Source organism: Sodalis sp. C49, assembly GCF_046352915.1.
GTDB lineage: Bacteria > Pseudomonadota > Gammaproteobacteria > Enterobacterales > Enterobacteriaceae > Acerihabitans.
In genome coordinates this window covers 1,908,358-1,924,127 of the sequence record NZ_CP163303.1, presented here as the reverse complement: position 1 = coordinate 1,924,127, position 15,770 = coordinate 1,908,358, and the positions used below count along the sequence as shown (strand labels likewise).

Sequence of the window (15,770 nt, the reverse complement as noted above, 5' to 3'; positions counted from 1 at the left end):
CGCTGGTTAAATGCATGCTTAATGATAAAGATCTCTCCACCTGGCAGACGTTCCGTCGCCTATGGCCGATGATCTCCCCTTTTAAGGCGGGCCTGATAGTCTCTGCCATCGCCCTGATACTGAATGCCGCCAGCGATACCCTGATGCTGTCATTACTCAAGCCGTTGCTGGACGACGGGTTCGGCAAAAGCGACAACAGCATCCTGGTGTGGATGCCGCTGGCCGTTATCGGCCTGATGGTGGTGCGCGGTTCAACCGGTTTTGTTTCCAGTTATTGTGTATCCTGGGTATCCGGCAAAGTCGTGATGCAAATGCGCCGCCGGCTGTTCAGCCATATGATGGGCATGCCCGTGTCCTTTTTCGATCAGCAATCCACCGGTACCCTGCTGTCGCGCATTACCTATGATTCGGAACAGGTGGCCTCCTCGTCATCCAGCGCGCTGATTACCGTTATCCGCGAAACCGCCTCGATTATCGGCCTGTTTATCATGATGTTCTATTACAGCTGGCAACTGTCGCTGATCCTGGTGGTTATCGCCCCCATTGTTTCCATTGCCATCCGCCAGGTGTCGAAACGCTTTCGCAATATCAGCAAAAATATGCAGAACACCATGGGGCAGGTCACCACCAGCGCCGAGCAGATGCTGAAAGGCCATAAGGAAGTATTGATTTTCGGCGGCCAAAAGGTCGAGAACGAACGTTTCAACCATGTCAGCAACCGCATGCGCCAGCAGGGCATGAAAATGGTTTCCGCCTCGTCGGTCTCCGACCCGGTGATCCAGTTTATCGCCTCACTGGCACTGGCGTTTGTCCTGTATGCCGCCAGTTTCCCGAGCGTGATGCAAAACCTGACCGCCGGCACCATTACCGTGGTGTTCTCATCCATGATTGCGCTGATGCGCCCGCTGAAATCGCTCACTAACGTTAATTCCCAGTTCCAACGGGGCATGGCCGCTTGCCAGACCCTGTTTGCCATCCTGGATATGGAGCAGGAGAAGGATGAGGGTACGCTGGAGATCGAGCGCGCCGAAGGCCATGTTGAATTCCGCGACGTCACTTTTTATTACCCCGGCAAGGAAACACCCTCCCTTGAACATATCAGCCTGACCATCCCCGCGGGCAAAACGGTGGCGCTGGTCGGGCGTTCCGGATCCGGCAAATCCACCATCGCCAACCTCCTGACGCGGTTTTACGATGTCCAGGAGGGCGCGGTGTTGCTGGACGGACATGACCTGCGGGAATACAAGCTGTCATCGCTGCGCGATCAGGTGGCGCTGGTCTCGCAAAATGTGCATTTATTTAACGATACCATCGCCAATAATATTGCCTATGCCCGCAAGGACCGGTTTTCGCGCGAGGAAATCGAGAATGCGGCCCGCATGGCGTACGCCATGGATTTTATCGCCAAAATGGATAAGGGCCTGGATACGGTCATCGGTGAAAACGGCGTGCTGCTGTCCGGCGGACAGCGGCAGCGCATCGCCATTGCCCGCGCGTTGCTGCGTGATTGCCCGATCCTGATCCTTGACGAGGCCACCTCGGCGCTGGACACCGAATCGGAGCGCGCCATCCAGAAGGCGCTGGACGCGCTGCAAAAAAACCGCACCTCGCTGGTGATTGCCCATCGGCTGTCGACCATCGAAAAAGCCGATGAGATCCTGGTGGTGGAAAACGGCCGTATCGTGGAGCGCGGTTCGCATCAGGACCTGCTGGCGCAGAAGGGCGCGTATGCCCAACTGCACCGGATGCAGTTCGGCAATGATTGATCGCATCTGGTTCGGCGGGTCGAAACTGTATTGGCTGCTGCTGCCGTTATCCTGGCTATACGGCCTGGTCAGCGCGCTGATAAAGCTGGGCTATCGCCTGGGATGGCGTAAAACCTACCGCTTCCCGGTGCCGGTGGTGGTGGTGGGCAACCTGACCGCCGGCGGCAACGGCAAAACACCCGTGGTGTTGTGGCTGGTGGAGCATTTGCAGCGGCGCGGCTGGCGGGTCGGCGTGGTATCCCGCGGCTACGGCGGGCGGGCCGACGGCTACCCGCTGCTGCTGGACGACAATACCACCAGCCGACAGGCGGGGGATGAGCCGGTGTTGATTTTCCAGCGCACCGCCGCCGCGGTGGCGGTGGCGCCTAAGCGCGCGGACGCGGTGGCGGCCTTGTTGGCCGGACGGCCGCTGGATGTGATTATCACCGATGACGGCCTGCAACATTATGCGCTGGCGCGGGACATCGAATGGGTCGTGGTGGATGGCGTCAGGCGTTTTGGCAACGGCTGGTGGCTGCCGGCGGGCCCCATGCGCGAGCGGGCCGGCCGGTTGAAACGCGTCGACGCCGTGATTGTCAACGGGGGCGAGGCATTACCGGGTGAGATTCCCATGCGCCTGGTGCCGGGCGACGCGGTCAATTTGGCCAGCGGTGAAACCCGGCCTGCCGGGCAACTGCGCTCGGTCGTGGCGATGGCGGGCATCGGGCATCCGCCGCGGTTTTTCGCCACCCTGCGCGCCCTTGGCGTGGTCACCGAAGGTGAAATTGCCTTCGGCGATCATCAGGCTTATCGCCTGGAGCAATTGGCGCCGCTGGCCTTGCCGCACCAGACGCTGTTGATGACGGAAAAAGACGCGGTGAAATGCCGCGCTTTCGCCCAGGCCAACTGGTGGTATCTGCCGGTAAGCGCCCAGTTGCCGGAGCGGGACGCGCAGGCGCTGCTGGCGCCTATCGAGCGGGCGATTATCGCCTCGCGGCAAAAGCGCTAGCGTCAATCACGCCGGAACCGGGCGGGCTGATAAGGGGGCGTTTTTTTGGCGGCGAAAAAACAATCGGCCCGGTCATCAGGGATGATCGGGCCGAGAGAGCGATGTTATTTTTTGCTTAGCGGCTAAAATTAGCAAACAAAGCAATTATTTTATTTAATTTTTTCATGGCAGGTTTGTCTCTTAAATGTCTAAAGTGTGATGTAGCTCACAAAAAATATTACGCCGTTCCTGTGCCTGGATCAACCCTATTTTGCAAAAATGTTAATAGCCTGCGTCAATCGTTGTGACGTCAATTACAGCTAATCGCCGTAACCATTCCCGCCCGCCGCCGCATTATGCTATTCTCTGGGCCATCGACGCATCGCAGGGTGTGTATGCTGGAGGAAACATGGATCACCGTTTATTGGAAATCGTGGCGTGCCCGGTATGTAACGGCAAGCTGTATTTTAATAAAGAAAAACAGGAACTCATCTGTAAATCGGATGCCCTGGCCTATCCGGTCCGGGACGGTATACCGGTATTATTGGAGAGCGAGGCCCGCGCCCTGACATTGGACGAGACAAATCAATGAGTTTCGTGGCTATCATTCCCGCGCGGTTCGCCTCCAGCCGCCTGCCGGGCAAACCCCTGGCGGATATTAACGGCAAGCCGATGGTGGTGCATGTCATGGAGCGCGCGCAGGAATCCGGCGCGGACCGGGTTATCGTGGCGACCGATCACGCCGGCGTGGTGGATGCCGTCCGCCAGGCCGGCGGCGAGGTTTGCATGACCCGCCCCGATCATCACTCCGGTACCGAACGCCTGGCGGAAGTGATCGACCGCTATCAATTTCCCGATGACCAGATCGTCGTCAATGTGCAAGGCGACGAGCCGCTCATCCCGCCGGTCATTATCCGCCAGGTGGCTGATAATCTGGCCCATTGCCAGGCGGGCATGGCCACGCTTGCGGTGCCCATCACCACCGCCGAGGAAGCCTTTAATCCGAACGCGGTCAAAGTGGTGATGGATGCCCAGGGTTTCGCGCTGTATTTTTCCCGCGCCGCCATCCCCTGGGAACGTGAACGTTTCACCGTTTCCCGGGCGACCATCGGCGACACCTTTTTGCGCCATATCGGCATCTATGGCTATCGCGCCGGTTTTATCCGCCGTTATGTGGGCTGGCAACCAAGCCAGCTGGAGCAGATTGAGATGCTCGAGCAATTGCGGGTACTGTGGTATGGCGAAAAGATTCATGTCGCGGTGGCGAAAGAGGTGCCGGGCATCGGCGTCGATACGCCGGAAGAGCTGCTGCGCGTGCGCGAACTGATGCGCCATAACCGCTGATATTCCGCTAAATCTTGATCTGAAACGAAGAAGTTTGCCGGTGAAGCCAGCATGATGGCCCGTGTTTGTTATTCACACGTTTGTCCATTATATAAAGGTTGAGTCTGTCATGGAACAGTTGAAAGCTGAGCTAAGCGCAGTATTGGGGGAATCCCTGAGCCGTCTGGAGCGGATCAGCGAACAGCCTTATGCGCATCTTTATGCTATGTATGATAAGGAAGGACATCCGCTTTCATTGCTGGCAAAAAGCTATATCTGCCAAGGCATCGCACAGCAGGAGGCGTACAAGCTTTCCATGCTGGCCCGCGAGGGCGAAGTGCGGTTGCCCACGGTCTACGGGCTGGTGGTAACCCAGCAGGCGCCGTATAAGGAACTGCTGCTGATGGAACGCCTGCGCGGGGTCTCGGCGGAAGCCCCAACCCGTACGCCGCAGCGCTGGGAGCTGCTGAAAGATCAGATTGTCGAAAGCATGCTGGCCTGGCACCGTATCGACAGCCATGGCTACGTCGGCACGGTGGACAGCACGCAGGAAAATACCTGGCCCAACTGGTATGCGCAACGTATCGAAGTGATTTGGTCGACGCTGCTGAAAGTCTCCGCGCCTCTGCTGACCTATGAAGACCGCAACCTGTTGTTCCGCACCCGCCAGAGCCGTGAAAAACTGTTTGCCGATTATCAGGAAAACAGCGTGCTGGTGCACGGCAACCTCACGCTGCGCAGCATGCTCAAGGACCAGCGCACCGATCAACTGCTCGCCATGCTCAATCCCGGCACCATGCTGTGGGCGCCGCGCGAGTACGATTTGTTCCGCCTGTGCGAGGACGGCATGGCGAACGAGCTGCTCTACCATTACCTGAGCAAGGCGCCGGTGTCGGAGGCGTTCCTCTACCGGCGCTGGCTATACGGTATCTGGGAAGCGGCGGCGCGCTATATCCACACCGGGTTGCTCGACCGCGCGGTATTCGACCTGGCCGGTCGCGAACTCGTCCCCTGGCTTGATTAAACGGACGTGCGCCGGCGATAGCGCCCGCCTTGCGCGGCGCTATCGCCCCGGTACGGCGGCATCAATCAGGATGCCGGCGCGTCGCTGTCGCCGGTTATTTTTTGCCAGGCGCGTCCCAGGGTTTCATACCAGGCGCGGTCGGCATGCCCCAGCCATAGGGGCGACGGCAGCACCTTTTCCCACGGGTTTAACGGACTGTCGATCGCCAGCTGGTTGGCCGGGGCAGGGATGGGGGTCAGCCCCCGGGCCCGGAAAAACCCCATGGCGCGCGGCATATGGTTGGCAGACGTGACCAGCAAAAACGGCGCCTTGCCCACCAGGGCGGCTACGCTTGCCGCTTCCTGGCGGGTGTCGCGCGGCGCCTCCAGCACGATAATATCTCCCGCCGGCACCCCAAGGCTTTGCGCCACCCTTGCCGCCGTTTCGGCGCTGCTGACGGGATTGCCCGGCGCCGCCGCGCCGGTAAATACCATTTTGGCGCCGGGATGGTCATGATAAAGACGAATTCCTTCGGCCACCCGCGGCAGGCTGTTGTTAATCAGGTTGGAACTGGGCGCCCATAAGGGATTAAAGGTGTATCCGCCCCCCAGCACCACCACGTAGGCGATACCCGGCTGGCGCCCGTGATAGGTGGGGTATGTCGCCTCCAGCGGCGCCAGCAGGCTGTCGGCCACCGGTTGCAGGCTCAGCAGCAATAAAACCGACCAGCCCAGGGTCACCAGACCCTTACCGGTCCGCTGCCAGCGCGTGAACCACAGCAGTAATAGCCCGGCGCCCATGAGCAAAATCAGCAGCGGCAGCGGCAACAATAACCCGCCGACGATTTTTTTAAGGTCAAAAAGCATCGGAAAACGCTCCAATTGGATGAAATGTAGTCAACCAGGCGCAATCCGGCGCCATAAAGATTCATTCTAAGTCAGCCTGTGACAAAATAGTCAATTCACGGCGGGTTTATGGTAAAAACGCCTTTCCCGTCCGTCGTGCCCGGAGCATTGATTATGCAGGACCGCAATTTTGACGATATTGCTGAAAAATTTGCGCGCAATATTTACGGCACCACCAAAGGGCATATCCGCCAGGCGGTGGTCTGGCAGGATTTAGAAGGATTGCTGACGCGGCTGCCCGCCCGCCCGCTGTATATCCTCGACGCCGGCGGCGGCGAGGGCCGTATGGCCTGCCAGCTGGCGGCCCTGGGGCACCGGGTGCTGCTGTGCGATCTGTCGTCCGGCATGATTGAGCGGGCGCGGCAAGCGGCGCAGGAGCGGTCTGTGATGGATCACATGCAATTTGTGCAAAGCGCCGCGCAGGATATCGCACCCCATTTGGAAAGGCCGGCCGATCTGATATTGTTGCATGCGGTATTGGAATGGGTAAGCGAGCCGCGCGCGTTATTGCAAGGGCTGTATGATTGCCTGGCGCCGGGTGGCGCTCTGTCATTAATGTTTTACAATAAGCACGGTCTGGTCATGCGTAATATGATCCTGGGCAATATTGAATTTGTCGCCGCCGGGATGCCGAAACGAAAAAAACGCTCCCTGATGCCGGACCATCCCTGCGATCCTGAACAGGTGTTCGGCTGGCTGACCGCCATGGGCATGACGCTCAGCGGCAAAAGCGGTGTGCGGGTGTTTCATGACTATCTGCAAAACAAGCAGCAGCAACAGGATGATTTTCCGGCCTTATTGGCGATGGAACAACGGTATTGCCGGCAGGAACCCTTTATCAGCATGGGGCGCTACATCCACGTCATGGCGCATAAACCCTCCCTGAAGGATGAATTATGAGTGAATTTTCCCAGACTGTACCGGAACTGGTCGCCTGGGCCCGGAAAAATGACTTCTCGCTCTCGCTGCCCATCGAGCGGCTGGCGTTTGTGCTGGCCATCGCTACGCTTAACAGCGAACGCATGGACGGTGAAATGAGCGAAGTCGATCTGGTGGACGCCTTTCGTCACGTCAGCCAGGGGTTTGCGCAGACCAACGAAACGGTGGCGGTGCGCGCCAACAACGCCATCAACGATCTGGTGCGCCAACGCCTGCTCAACCGCTTTGTCAGCGAGCTGGCGGACGGCAACGCCATCTATCGCCTCACGCCGCTGGGTATCGGCATCAGCGACTACTATATTCGCCAGCGTGAATTTTCCACGCTGCGGTTATCGGTGCAGCTCTCCATTGTCGCCCAGGAATTGCAGCGTGCGGCCGAGGCGGCGGAAGAGGACGGCGATGAGTTCCACTGGCACCGCAACGTATTTGCCCCGCTGAAGTATTCGGTGGCGGAAATTTTCGACAGCATCGACATGACCCAGCGCATCATGGACGAACAGCAGCAGTCGGTGAAGGACGACATCGCGGCGCTGCTCAACCAGGACTGGCGCGCCGCCATCGCCAGCTGCGAGCAGCTGCTGTCGGAAACCTCCGGTACCCTGCGGGAACTCCAGGATACCCTTGAGGCGGCGGGGGATAAGCTGCAGGCCAACCTGCTGCGCATCCAGGACACGATCCTCGGCCATCAGCATCTGGCCTTTCTCGACAAGCTGGTCTTTGATCTGCAAAACAAGCTGGACCGGATTACCAGTTGGGGACAGCAGGCGATAGATCTGTGGATCGGCTACGATCGCCACGTGCACCGTTTTATCCGCACCGCCATCGATATGGATAAAAACCGGGTCTTCGCCCAGCGGCTGCGCCAGTCGGTACAGAACTATTTCGACCATCCCTGGGCGCTGACCTACGCCAACGCCGACCGTCTGCTGGACATGCGCGACGAGGAACTGGCGCTGCGCAGCGAAGAGGTGACCGGCGAACTGCCGCCGGACATGGAATATGAAGAATTCAACGAGATCCGCGAGCAGCTGACCGCCATGATCGACCAGGCGCTGGCGCAGTACCCGCAGCAGCATCTGCCGCTGGATCTCGGCCAGGTTATGCGTGATTACCTGGCCCGTTTCCCGCGCGCGCGCCATTTCGACGTCGCGCGTATTTTAGTTGATCAGGCAGTACGTCTGGGTGTCGCCGGATCAGACTTTTCCGGATTACCGCCGCAGTGGCAGGCAATCAACGATTACGGTGCTAAGGTACAGGCCCATGTCATCGATAAGTATTGAAGAAACCATGCCGGTCAAGCTGGCAAAAGCCCTGTCGAATCCCCTGTTTCCGGCTCTCGACAGTCTGTTGCGCTCCGGCCGCCATATCGGCGTCGAGGAGTTGGACAACCACGCGTTCCTGATGGATTTCCAGGAGGAGCTCGAGAGCTTTTACCGCCGCTACAATGTGGAACTGGTGCGCGCGCCGGAAGGCTTTTTTTACCTGCGCCCGCGTTCCACCACGCTGATTCCGCGCTCGGTTCTGTCCGAGCTGGATATGATGGTGGGTAAAATCCTGTGTTATCTCTATCTCAGCCCCGAGCGCCTGGCCCATGAAGGGATTTTTACCCAGCAGGAGCTTTACGACGAACTGCTTGGCCTGGCGGACGAAAACAAACTGCTTAAGCTTGTCAACCAGCGTTCCACCGGCTCCGATCTCGACCGGCAGAAGCTGCAGGAAAAGGTGCGCACGTCGCTTAACCGCCTGCGCCGGCTGGGCATGGTGTGGTTTATGGGCAACGACGCCTCGAAATTTCGCATTACCGAGTCGGTATTTCGCTTCGGCGCCGATGTACGCAGCGGCGATGACGCGCGCGAGGCGCAGTTGCGCATGATCCGCGACGGGGAGGCGATGCCCATTGAACAGGCCTTATCGCTAAATGACGAGCAGGACGACGACAATGGCAATCTTAATGACGGATCGTCGGAAAGCGCCGAGGATGAACTGGCATGATTGAACGTGGTAAATTTCGCTCACTGACATTGGTTAACTGGAACGGTTTTTTCGCCCGTACCTTTGATTTGGACGGGTTGGTGACCACCCTGTCCGGCGGCAACGGCGCGGGCAAGTCCACCACCATGGCGGCTTTTATCACCGCCCTGATCCCGGACCTGACGCTGCTCCATTTCCGTAATACCACCGAAGCCGGCGCCACCAGCGGTTCCCGCGACAAGGGGCTGCACGGCAAGCTGCGCGCCGGCGTCTGCTACGCCGCGCTGGATGTGATTAACTCCCGCCATCAGCGGGTGCTGGTGGGCGTACGGTTGCAGCAAATCGCCGGGCGCGATCGCAAAGTCGATATCAAACCCTTTATGATCCAGGGGCTGCCGGTCGCGGTTATGCCTACGGAAATCCTGACCCAGGCGGTAGGGGATCGCCAGGCGCGGGTCTTGAGCCTGCAGGAACTCAAGGAGCGGGTGGAGGAAACCGAAGGCGTACAGTTCAAGGTGTTCAATTCCATTACCGACTATCACGCCCAAATGTTTGATTTAGGCGTTATTCCGCGCCGTCTGCGCTCGGCCGCCGATCGCAGCAAATATTACCGCCTGATTGAAGCCTCGCTGTACGGCGGTATCTCCAGCGCCATCACCCGCTCGCTGCGCGACTATCTGTTGCCGGAGAACGGCGGGGTGCGCAAAGCGTTCCAGGATATGGAAGCGGCGCTGCGCGAAAACCGCATGACGCTTGAAGCGATACGCGTTACCCAGTCCGATCGCGACCTGTTCAAGCACCTGATTTCGCAAGCCACATCCTACGTGGCGGCCGACTACATGCGTCATGCCAACGAGCGGCGCATCCATCTTGACCAGGCGCTGAGCCTGCGGCGCGATCTGCTCGGCAGCCGCAAATCGCTGGCGGTGGAACAATACCGCCATGTGGACATGGCGCGCGAACTGGAAGAAACCACCGGCAGCGAATCGGATCTGGAAACCGACTACCAGGCGGCCAGCGACCATTTAAACCTGGTGCAGACCGCCATGCGCCAGCAGGATAAAATCAGCCGCTATCGTGATGATATCGACGAGCTGACCTTCCGGCTGGAAGAGCAAAACGAGGTGGTGGCCGAGGCCCAGGACCTGCATCAGGACCATGAGGCGCGCGCTGAGGCCGCCGAACTGGAAGTCGATGAGCTGAAAAGCCAGCTGGCGGATTACCAGCAGGCGCTGGACGTGCAGCAAACGCGCGCCATCCAGTATCAACAGGCGTTGCAGGCGCTGGACCGCGCCCGCGAACTTTGCGGCCTGCCCGGACTTGGCGCCGTGGACGCCGAGCGGGAGCTTGACGTCTTCCAGGCGCGGGAGCGGGAAGCCACCGACGTTCTGCTCGGGCTGGAACAAAAACTGAGCGTGGCCCAGGCGGCGCACGGCCAGTTCGAACATGCCTTTAAACTGGTGACGCAAATCGCCGGGCAGGTGGCGAGGAGCGAAGCCTGGCAAACCGCCCGCGAGCTGCTGCGCGATGCGGCGTCGCTCACGCATCAGGCCGAGCGGCTGCAGCCGTTGCGCAGCCAGCTTGATGAACTGGAGCAGCGTCTGCGCGAGCAGCAGGAAGCCCAGCGCCTGCTGACGGAATTCGGTAAACGTATCGGCGCCGATTACCAGCCGGACGAGCTGGACGCGGCGCAGCAGGAGCTGGAAGCGCGGGTGGAAACCCTGTCGCTCAGCGTATCCGAGGCGGGGGAGCGGCGTATGGCATTACGCCAGGAGCTCGATCAGATCCTGCAGCGGCTGCAGTTGCTGACGCAACGCGCGCCGGCATGGCTGGCGGCGCAGGATGCGTTGACCGCGCTTGAGGAACAGAGCGGCGAGCAGCTTGAGAACGGCTCGCACGTCACCGAATATATGCAGCAACTGCTGGAACGCGAGCGCGAAACCACCGTGGAGCGCGACGAGGTGGCGGGGCGCAAACGCGCGCTTGAAGACCAGATCGAGCGGCTAAGCCATCCGGGGGGCGGCGAGGATCCGCGTCTGGCCACCCTGGCGGAACGTTTTGGCGGCGTGCTGTTATCGGAAATCTATGATGATGTCACCTTTGACGACGCGCCTTATTTCTCCGCGCTGTATGGACCCTCGCGCCACGCTATCGTGGTTCCCGACCTGTCGCGCATCCGCGATCAGCTTGACGGCCTGGACGAATGTCCCGACGATCTCTACCTGATCGAGGGTGACCCGCAGTCGTTCGACGACAGCGTATTCGGTATCGAGGAGCTGGAAAGGGCGGTCCTGGTGAAGGTGGCCGATCGCCAGTGGCGGTATTCCCGTTTTCCGGCGGTGCCGCTGTTCGGCCGGGCGGCGCGCGAGAAACGCCTGGAAATCCTTAACGAAGAGCGCGACGCGCTGGCGGAACGGTACGCCACCCTGTCGTTTGACGTGCAGAAAATCCAGCGTTTGCACCAGGCGTTCGGTCGTTTTGTCGGCACCCATCTGGCGGTGGCGTTTGAAGACGATCCCGAGGCCGAGATCCGCCGCCTGGGCGGCCGGCGCGGCGAGCTGGAGCGCCTGCTCAGCGATCATGAGGGCCAGAACCAGCAGCAGCGCCAGCAATATGAACAGGCGCGCGAGGGTCTTGGCCTGTTGAACCGACTGATCCCGCGCATCAGCCTGCTGGGCGACGAGACGCTGGCCGATCGTCTCGACACCGTGCGCGAAGAGTGGGAAGACGCCCAGGACGCGGTGCGTTATTTGCAGCGCCACCGCGATGCGCTGGATCAATTGGAGCCGCTGCTTGCGGTATTGCAAAGCGACCCCGAGCAGCACGAGCAGCTGCAGGCGGATTACCAGCAGGCGCAGCAGGCGCAGCGCCAGGCTAAGCAGCAGGCGTTCGCCCTGACCGAAGTGGTGCAGCGCCGCGCCCATTTCAGCTATTCCGATTCCGCCGGCATGCTGACGGAAAACTCGGATCTGAACGACAAGCTGCGCCAGCGCCTGGAGCAGGCGGAGGCCGAGCGCAGCCGGGCGCGCGACGCCTTGCGCCAGCATCAGGCGCAGTTGACCCAGCTAAACCAGGTGCTGGCCTCGCTGAAAAGCGCCTACGACGCCAAACGGGATATGTTTGCCGAGCTGACGCAGGAACTGCAGGATATCGGCGTACAGGCCGATGCCAGCGCCGAAGCCCGCGCCAAGGAGCGCCGCGATCAATTGCACGCCGCCCTGAGCCAGAACCGCAGCCGGCGCAACCAGCTGGAGAAACAGCTGACCTTCTGTGAAACGGAGATGGACGCCCTGCGCAAAAAACTGACCAAGCTGGAGCGCGATTATCATCAGATGCGCGAGCAGGTGGTGACCGCCAAGGCCGGTTGGTGCGCGGTTATGCGCCTGGTGCGGGATAATGGCGTTGAACGCCGGCTGCACCGGCGCGAACTGGCCTACCTGGAGGCGGAAGAACTGCGCTCCATGTCCGACAAGGCGTTGGGCGCCCTGCGCCTGGCGGTGGCGGATAACGAGCATCTGCGCGATGTGCTGCGGCTGTCGGAAGATCCCAAACGGCCGGAGCGGAAAATCCAGTTCTTTATCGCGGTTTACCAGCATCTGCGCGAACGTATCCGCCAGGATATCATCCGTACCGACGATCCGGTCGACGCCATTGAACAAATGGAAATTGAACTGAGCCGGTTGACCGAGGAATTGACGGCCCGCGAACAGAAACTGGCCATCAGTTCCAAGAGCGTATCGAACATTATTCGCAAAACCATCCAGCGCGAGCAGAACCGCATCCGCATGCTCAACCAGGGATTGCAGGCGGTCAGCTTCGGCCAGGTGAAGAGCGTGCGGCTGAATGTGAACGTGCGCGAAGCCCACGCCACGCTGCTTGATGTGCTGAGCGAGCAGCAGGAGCAGCATCAGGATTTGTTCAGCAGCAACCGGCTGACTTTTTCCGAGGCGCTGGCGAAGTTGTATCAGCGTTTGAATCCGCATATCGATATGGGACAGCGCACGCCGCAGACCATCGGCGAGGAATTGCTGGACTACCGCAACTATCTGGAAATGGAAGTGGAGGTCAACCGCGGCGCCGACGGCTGGCTGCGCGCGGAGAGCGGGGCGCTGTCCACCGGCGAGGCCATTGGTACCGGTATGTCGATCCTGGTGATGGTGGTGCAGAGTTGGGAAGAAGAGTCCAGCCGCCTGCGCGGTAAGGATATTTCCCCCTGCCGCCTGTTATTCCTTGATGAGGCGGCGCGTCTTGACGCCAAATCCATCGCCACGCTGTTTGAGCTGTGCGACCGGTTGCAGATGCAGCTGATTATCGCCGCGCCGGAAAATATCAGCCCGGAAAAAGGCACCACGTATAAACTGGTACGTAAGGTATTCAATAATCAGGAACATGTGCATGTGGTGGGCTTGCGTGGCTTTGGCGGGGATATTCCGCCGGTGCCGGCGGTCGTTGCGGCGCAGGAAACCTCCTGAGGTGCTGGCCAGCTCTCCCTGTAACACGCCTGCTTTAAGTTCAGCGTTAGCGGGCCTACCGTGCCATGGGGCGCTCGGTCGGGCGGGAAAAGCACGCCCGATTCGACCCCATTGGCACGCTCTCCCTGTAACACGCCTGCTTTAAGTTCAGCGTTAGCGGGCCTACCGTGCCATGGGGCGCTCGGTCGGGCGGGAAAAGCACGCCCGATTCGACCCCATTGGCACGCTCTCCCTGTAACCCGCCTGCTTTAAGTTCAGCGTTAGCGGGCCTGGCCTGCCATGGGCCGCCCGGTCGGGCGGGAAAAGCACGCCCGATTCGACCCCAACGGCATGCCCTCCCGTGACCATGCCGGGTTTAGCGCGGTTTTTTTATGCCGCGCCGGGGTAAACAGGCGCACCGGAGAAACGATTACACATTAAGCCGCATACAGACAGCGCAGAGTTGGCTTTCTGCTTATATACTAAGGTAAAGTTGAGTGTAAATAATAAGACGATAATAATTAACAATTCTGCATACAGGGGACATGGGATGTTACTCACCAATTATGTGTTATGGCGACGTGGGCTTCTCGCTTGCCTGCTGGCATCAAGCCTGATCCCGCTGGCCGTCCGCGCTCAGGTGGCCACCGCCCCCATCATGCCGGATACCAAGACGTTGGGCCACAGTCCGTCCGCATTGGCGGCGGTGCTGCCCGCCGGCGTCAGGCCCTATTATTCCGCTGAGCTTAACGCGCTTTATGCCGCCCGGCATAACCAGCCCATGTGGCAGGATCGCGATGCCATCCAGCAATTCCAGCAGCAACTGGCCGAACTGGCGCTATCTGGCGTCCAGCCGCAATTTATCTCCTGGGCGCAATGGCTGACCAATCCCGATATCAGTCCTATGGCGCGCGACGTCATCTTGTCCGACGCCATGCTCGGTTACCTGCAATTTGTCACCGGGGTGGAGCAAAACGGCGAGGTCTGGCTTTACAACAACAAGCCGTATCGCCTGGCGCCGCCGCCGGTACTGGCGGTCGAGCACTGGCAGCACGCGATTAAAGACGGCGGCATCACGCGTTTTATAGCCGGCCTGGCGCCGCAGCACCCGCAATATCCCAAGATGCACCTGGCGTTGAAAACCATGCTGACGGATAATCATCCCTGGCCCCAGCTCAATGGCAATGAAAGCCTGCGCCCCGGGCAGCTAAGCGATGATATCCCGGCGCTGCGCGAAATCCTGCACCGTAGCGGCATGATATTGCCGGCGTCGGCCACGCCGCTGCCCACCGCCGATAATATGCCGGCGGATGTGCGCACCACCCCTCCGGTGACGGATGGGCAGCAGTCGGTGGTGGTCAGCCCGGCGGCCGATTCCCTGGCGCCGTCCGCTTCGACGTCCGATCCGGCCGTGGTGGCGACGGTCGACCCGCAGGATAAGGCCTATACTCCCGATCTGGTGGAGGCGGTAAAACGCTTCCAGAGCTGGCAAGGGCTGACGGCCGACGGCGTTATCGGCCGCCAGACACGGGATTGGCTGAACGTGTCGCCGCAAACGCGGGTGACGCTGCTGGCATTGAACATACAGCGCCTGCGGCTGTTGAATAACCGTATCAATACCGGTATCCAGGTTAATATCCCCAATTTTTCGCTGGTGTATTATCAGCAGGGCGCCCAGGTGCTTTCATCGCGGGTGATTGTCGGCCGGCCAAGCCGCAAAACCCCGCTGATGCGCAGCGCGCTCAGCAGCGTGGTGCTGAACCCGCCCTGGAATGTCCCCACCTCGCTGGTGCGGCAGGATATCGTCCCCAAGGCGATGCGCGATCCCGGTTACCTGCAGCGCAACGGTTTTACCGTTCTGTCGGGCTGGAGCAGCGACGCCGAGGCCATCGATCCCGGCACCCTGGACTGGGGCATGATTTCCCCTGCCCATTTCCCGTTCCGGCTGCGCCAGAATCCGGGCGCCAACAACGCGCTGGGGCGGTATAAGTTTAATATGCCCAGTTCGGACGCCATCTATCTGCACGATACGCCCAACCATAATCTGTTCCTTAGCGATATGCGCGCGCTCAGCTCGGGCTGCGTGCGGGTCAACAAGGCGTCCGACCTGGCCAATATGCTGCTGCAGGACGCCGGCTGGGGCGATACGCGGGTCAGCGCCACGCTCAAGGAAGGCAATACCACCTATGTGCCGATACGCCACCAAATTCCGGTGAATCTGTTTTATCTTACCGCCTGGGTGGCTGATGACGGCAAACCACAATTTCGTACAGATATTTACAATTATGATTCCGCGATAAAAGTAGGGGCCAAAAGCCTGGCCAATGCGCAGCGGCTGCTGCAATAACCTGCTGAACGAATGAGAATTATTTACGGCCGGAGCGATAACGCGCCGGCCGCCTATTCTGTGAACCTTTGCAAACCTTGACAAAGCGTTGGTTGACT

General features: G+C 60.0%; 11 protein-coding genes. 10 read left to right on the top strand and 1 reads right to left on the bottom strand.

Annotated elements, in window-relative coordinates; genetic code table 11:
- Nucleotides 1-14 precede the first annotated feature (14 nt).
- The 5 genes from msbA (at nucleotide 15) to ABUK12_RS08675 (ending at nucleotide 5,080) form a co-directional block, all read left to right on the top strand.
- Complete coding sequence (msbA, locus tag ABUK12_RS08695) at nucleotides 15-1,766, top strand: lipid A ABC transporter ATP-binding protein/permease MsbA (RefSeq protein WP_410015900.1); 1,752 nt, start codon at nucleotides 15-17, stop codon at nucleotides 1,764-1,766.
- Complete coding sequence (lpxK, locus tag ABUK12_RS08690) at nucleotides 1,759-2,754, top strand: tetraacyldisaccharide 4'-kinase (protein WP_410015899.1); 996 nt, start codon at nucleotides 1,759-1,761, stop codon at nucleotides 2,752-2,754. The genes msbA and lpxK overlap by 8 nt, the downstream gene beginning before the upstream one ends.
- Nucleotides 2,755-3,142: 388 nt before the next feature.
- The gene (locus tag ABUK12_RS08685) at nucleotides 3,143-3,325 is read left to right on the top strand and encodes a Trm112 family protein (protein ID WP_162365646.1); all 183 of its coding nucleotides are present in this window, start codon (nucleotides 3,143-3,145) and stop codon (nucleotides 3,323-3,325) included.
- Complete coding sequence (gene kdsB, locus ABUK12_RS08680) at nucleotides 3,322-4,077, top strand: 3-deoxy-manno-octulosonate cytidylyltransferase (RefSeq protein ID WP_410015898.1); 756 nt, start codon at nucleotides 3,322-3,324, stop codon at nucleotides 4,075-4,077. The genes ABUK12_RS08685 and kdsB overlap by 4 nt, the downstream gene beginning before the upstream one ends.
- 109 nt (nucleotides 4,078-4,186) lie before the next feature.
- Complete coding sequence (locus tag ABUK12_RS08675; RefSeq protein ID WP_410015897.1) at nucleotides 4,187-5,080, top strand: YcbJ family phosphotransferase; 894 nt, start codon at nucleotides 4,187-4,189, stop codon at nucleotides 5,078-5,080.
- 65 nt (nucleotides 5,081-5,145) lie between these two features.
- Here the strand turns inward: ABUK12_RS08675 and elyC are convergent, their stop codons facing one another.
- On the bottom strand, nucleotides 5,146-5,925 hold the full coding sequence (gene elyC / locus ABUK12_RS08670) for an envelope biogenesis factor ElyC (protein ID WP_410015896.1): 780 nt from the start codon (nucleotides 5,923-5,925) through the stop codon (nucleotides 5,146-5,148).
- Between the two features lie 153 nt (nucleotides 5,926-6,078).
- Here elyC and cmoM point away from each other — a divergent pair, with 153 nt between their 5' ends.
- From cmoM to ldtD, 5 genes are all read left to right on the top strand, one after another.
- Nucleotides 6,079-6,864, top strand: a complete 786-nt coding sequence (gene cmoM, locus ABUK12_RS08665) for a tRNA uridine 5-oxyacetic acid(34) methyltransferase CmoM (protein WP_410015895.1) — start codon at nucleotides 6,079-6,081, stop codon at nucleotides 6,862-6,864.
- A complete protein-coding gene (mukF, locus tag ABUK12_RS08660) occupies nucleotides 6,861-8,183 on the top strand; it encodes a chromosome partition protein MukF (protein ID WP_410015894.1) in 1,323 nt (440 codons plus the stop codon). Before cmoM ends, mukF begins: the two co-directional genes overlap by 4 nt.
- Entirely contained in the window at nucleotides 8,164-8,895 is a 732-nt protein-coding gene (gene mukE, locus ABUK12_RS08655) for a chromosome partition protein MukE (RefSeq protein ID WP_410015893.1), read from the top strand. Before mukF ends, mukE begins: the two co-directional genes overlap by 20 nt.
- Nucleotides 8,892-13,346, top strand: coding sequence for a chromosome partition protein MukB (mukB, locus tag ABUK12_RS08650; RefSeq protein WP_410015892.1), 4,455 nt, complete (start codon nucleotides 8,892-8,894; stop codon nucleotides 13,344-13,346). Before mukE ends, mukB begins: the two co-directional genes overlap by 4 nt.
- 529 nt (nucleotides 13,347-13,875) lie before the next feature.
- Complete coding sequence (gene ldtD / locus ABUK12_RS08645) at nucleotides 13,876-15,672, top strand: L,D-transpeptidase (RefSeq protein WP_410015891.1); 1,797 nt, start codon at nucleotides 13,876-13,878, stop codon at nucleotides 15,670-15,672.
- Nucleotides 15,673-15,770: the final 98 nt, after the last annotated feature.

Bases quoted from the DNA above. Each gene is read 5' to 3' on its own strand.
- msbA (WP_410015900.1), top strand. From the start codon at position 15: ATGCTTAATGATAAAGATCTCTCCACCTGGCAGACGTTCCGTCGCCTA.
- lpxK (WP_410015899.1), top strand. From the start codon at position 1,759: ATGATTGATCGCATCTGGTTCGGCGGGTCGAAACTGTATTGGCTGCTG.
- ABUK12_RS08685 (WP_162365646.1), top strand. From the start codon at position 3,143: ATGGATCACCGTTTATTGGAAATCGTGGCGTGCCCGGTATGTAACGGC.
- kdsB (WP_410015898.1), top strand. From the start codon at position 3,322: ATGAGTTTCGTGGCTATCATTCCCGCGCGGTTCGCCTCCAGCCGCCTG.
- ABUK12_RS08675 (WP_410015897.1), top strand. From the start codon at position 4,187: ATGGAACAGTTGAAAGCTGAGCTAAGCGCAGTATTGGGGGAATCCCTG.
- elyC (WP_410015896.1), bottom strand. From the start codon at position 5,925: ATGCTTTTTGACCTTAAAAAAATCGTCGGCGGGTTATTGTTGCCGCTG.
- cmoM (WP_410015895.1), top strand. From the start codon at position 6,079: ATGCAGGACCGCAATTTTGACGATATTGCTGAAAAATTTGCGCGCAAT.
- mukF (WP_410015894.1), top strand. From the start codon at position 6,861: ATGAGTGAATTTTCCCAGACTGTACCGGAACTGGTCGCCTGGGCCCGG.
- mukE (WP_410015893.1), top strand. From the start codon at position 8,164: ATGTCATCGATAAGTATTGAAGAAACCATGCCGGTCAAGCTGGCAAAA.
- mukB (WP_410015892.1), top strand. From the start codon at position 8,892: ATGATTGAACGTGGTAAATTTCGCTCACTGACATTGGTTAACTGGAAC.
- ldtD (WP_410015891.1), top strand. From the start codon at position 13,876: ATGTTACTCACCAATTATGTGTTATGGCGACGTGGGCTTCTCGCTTGC.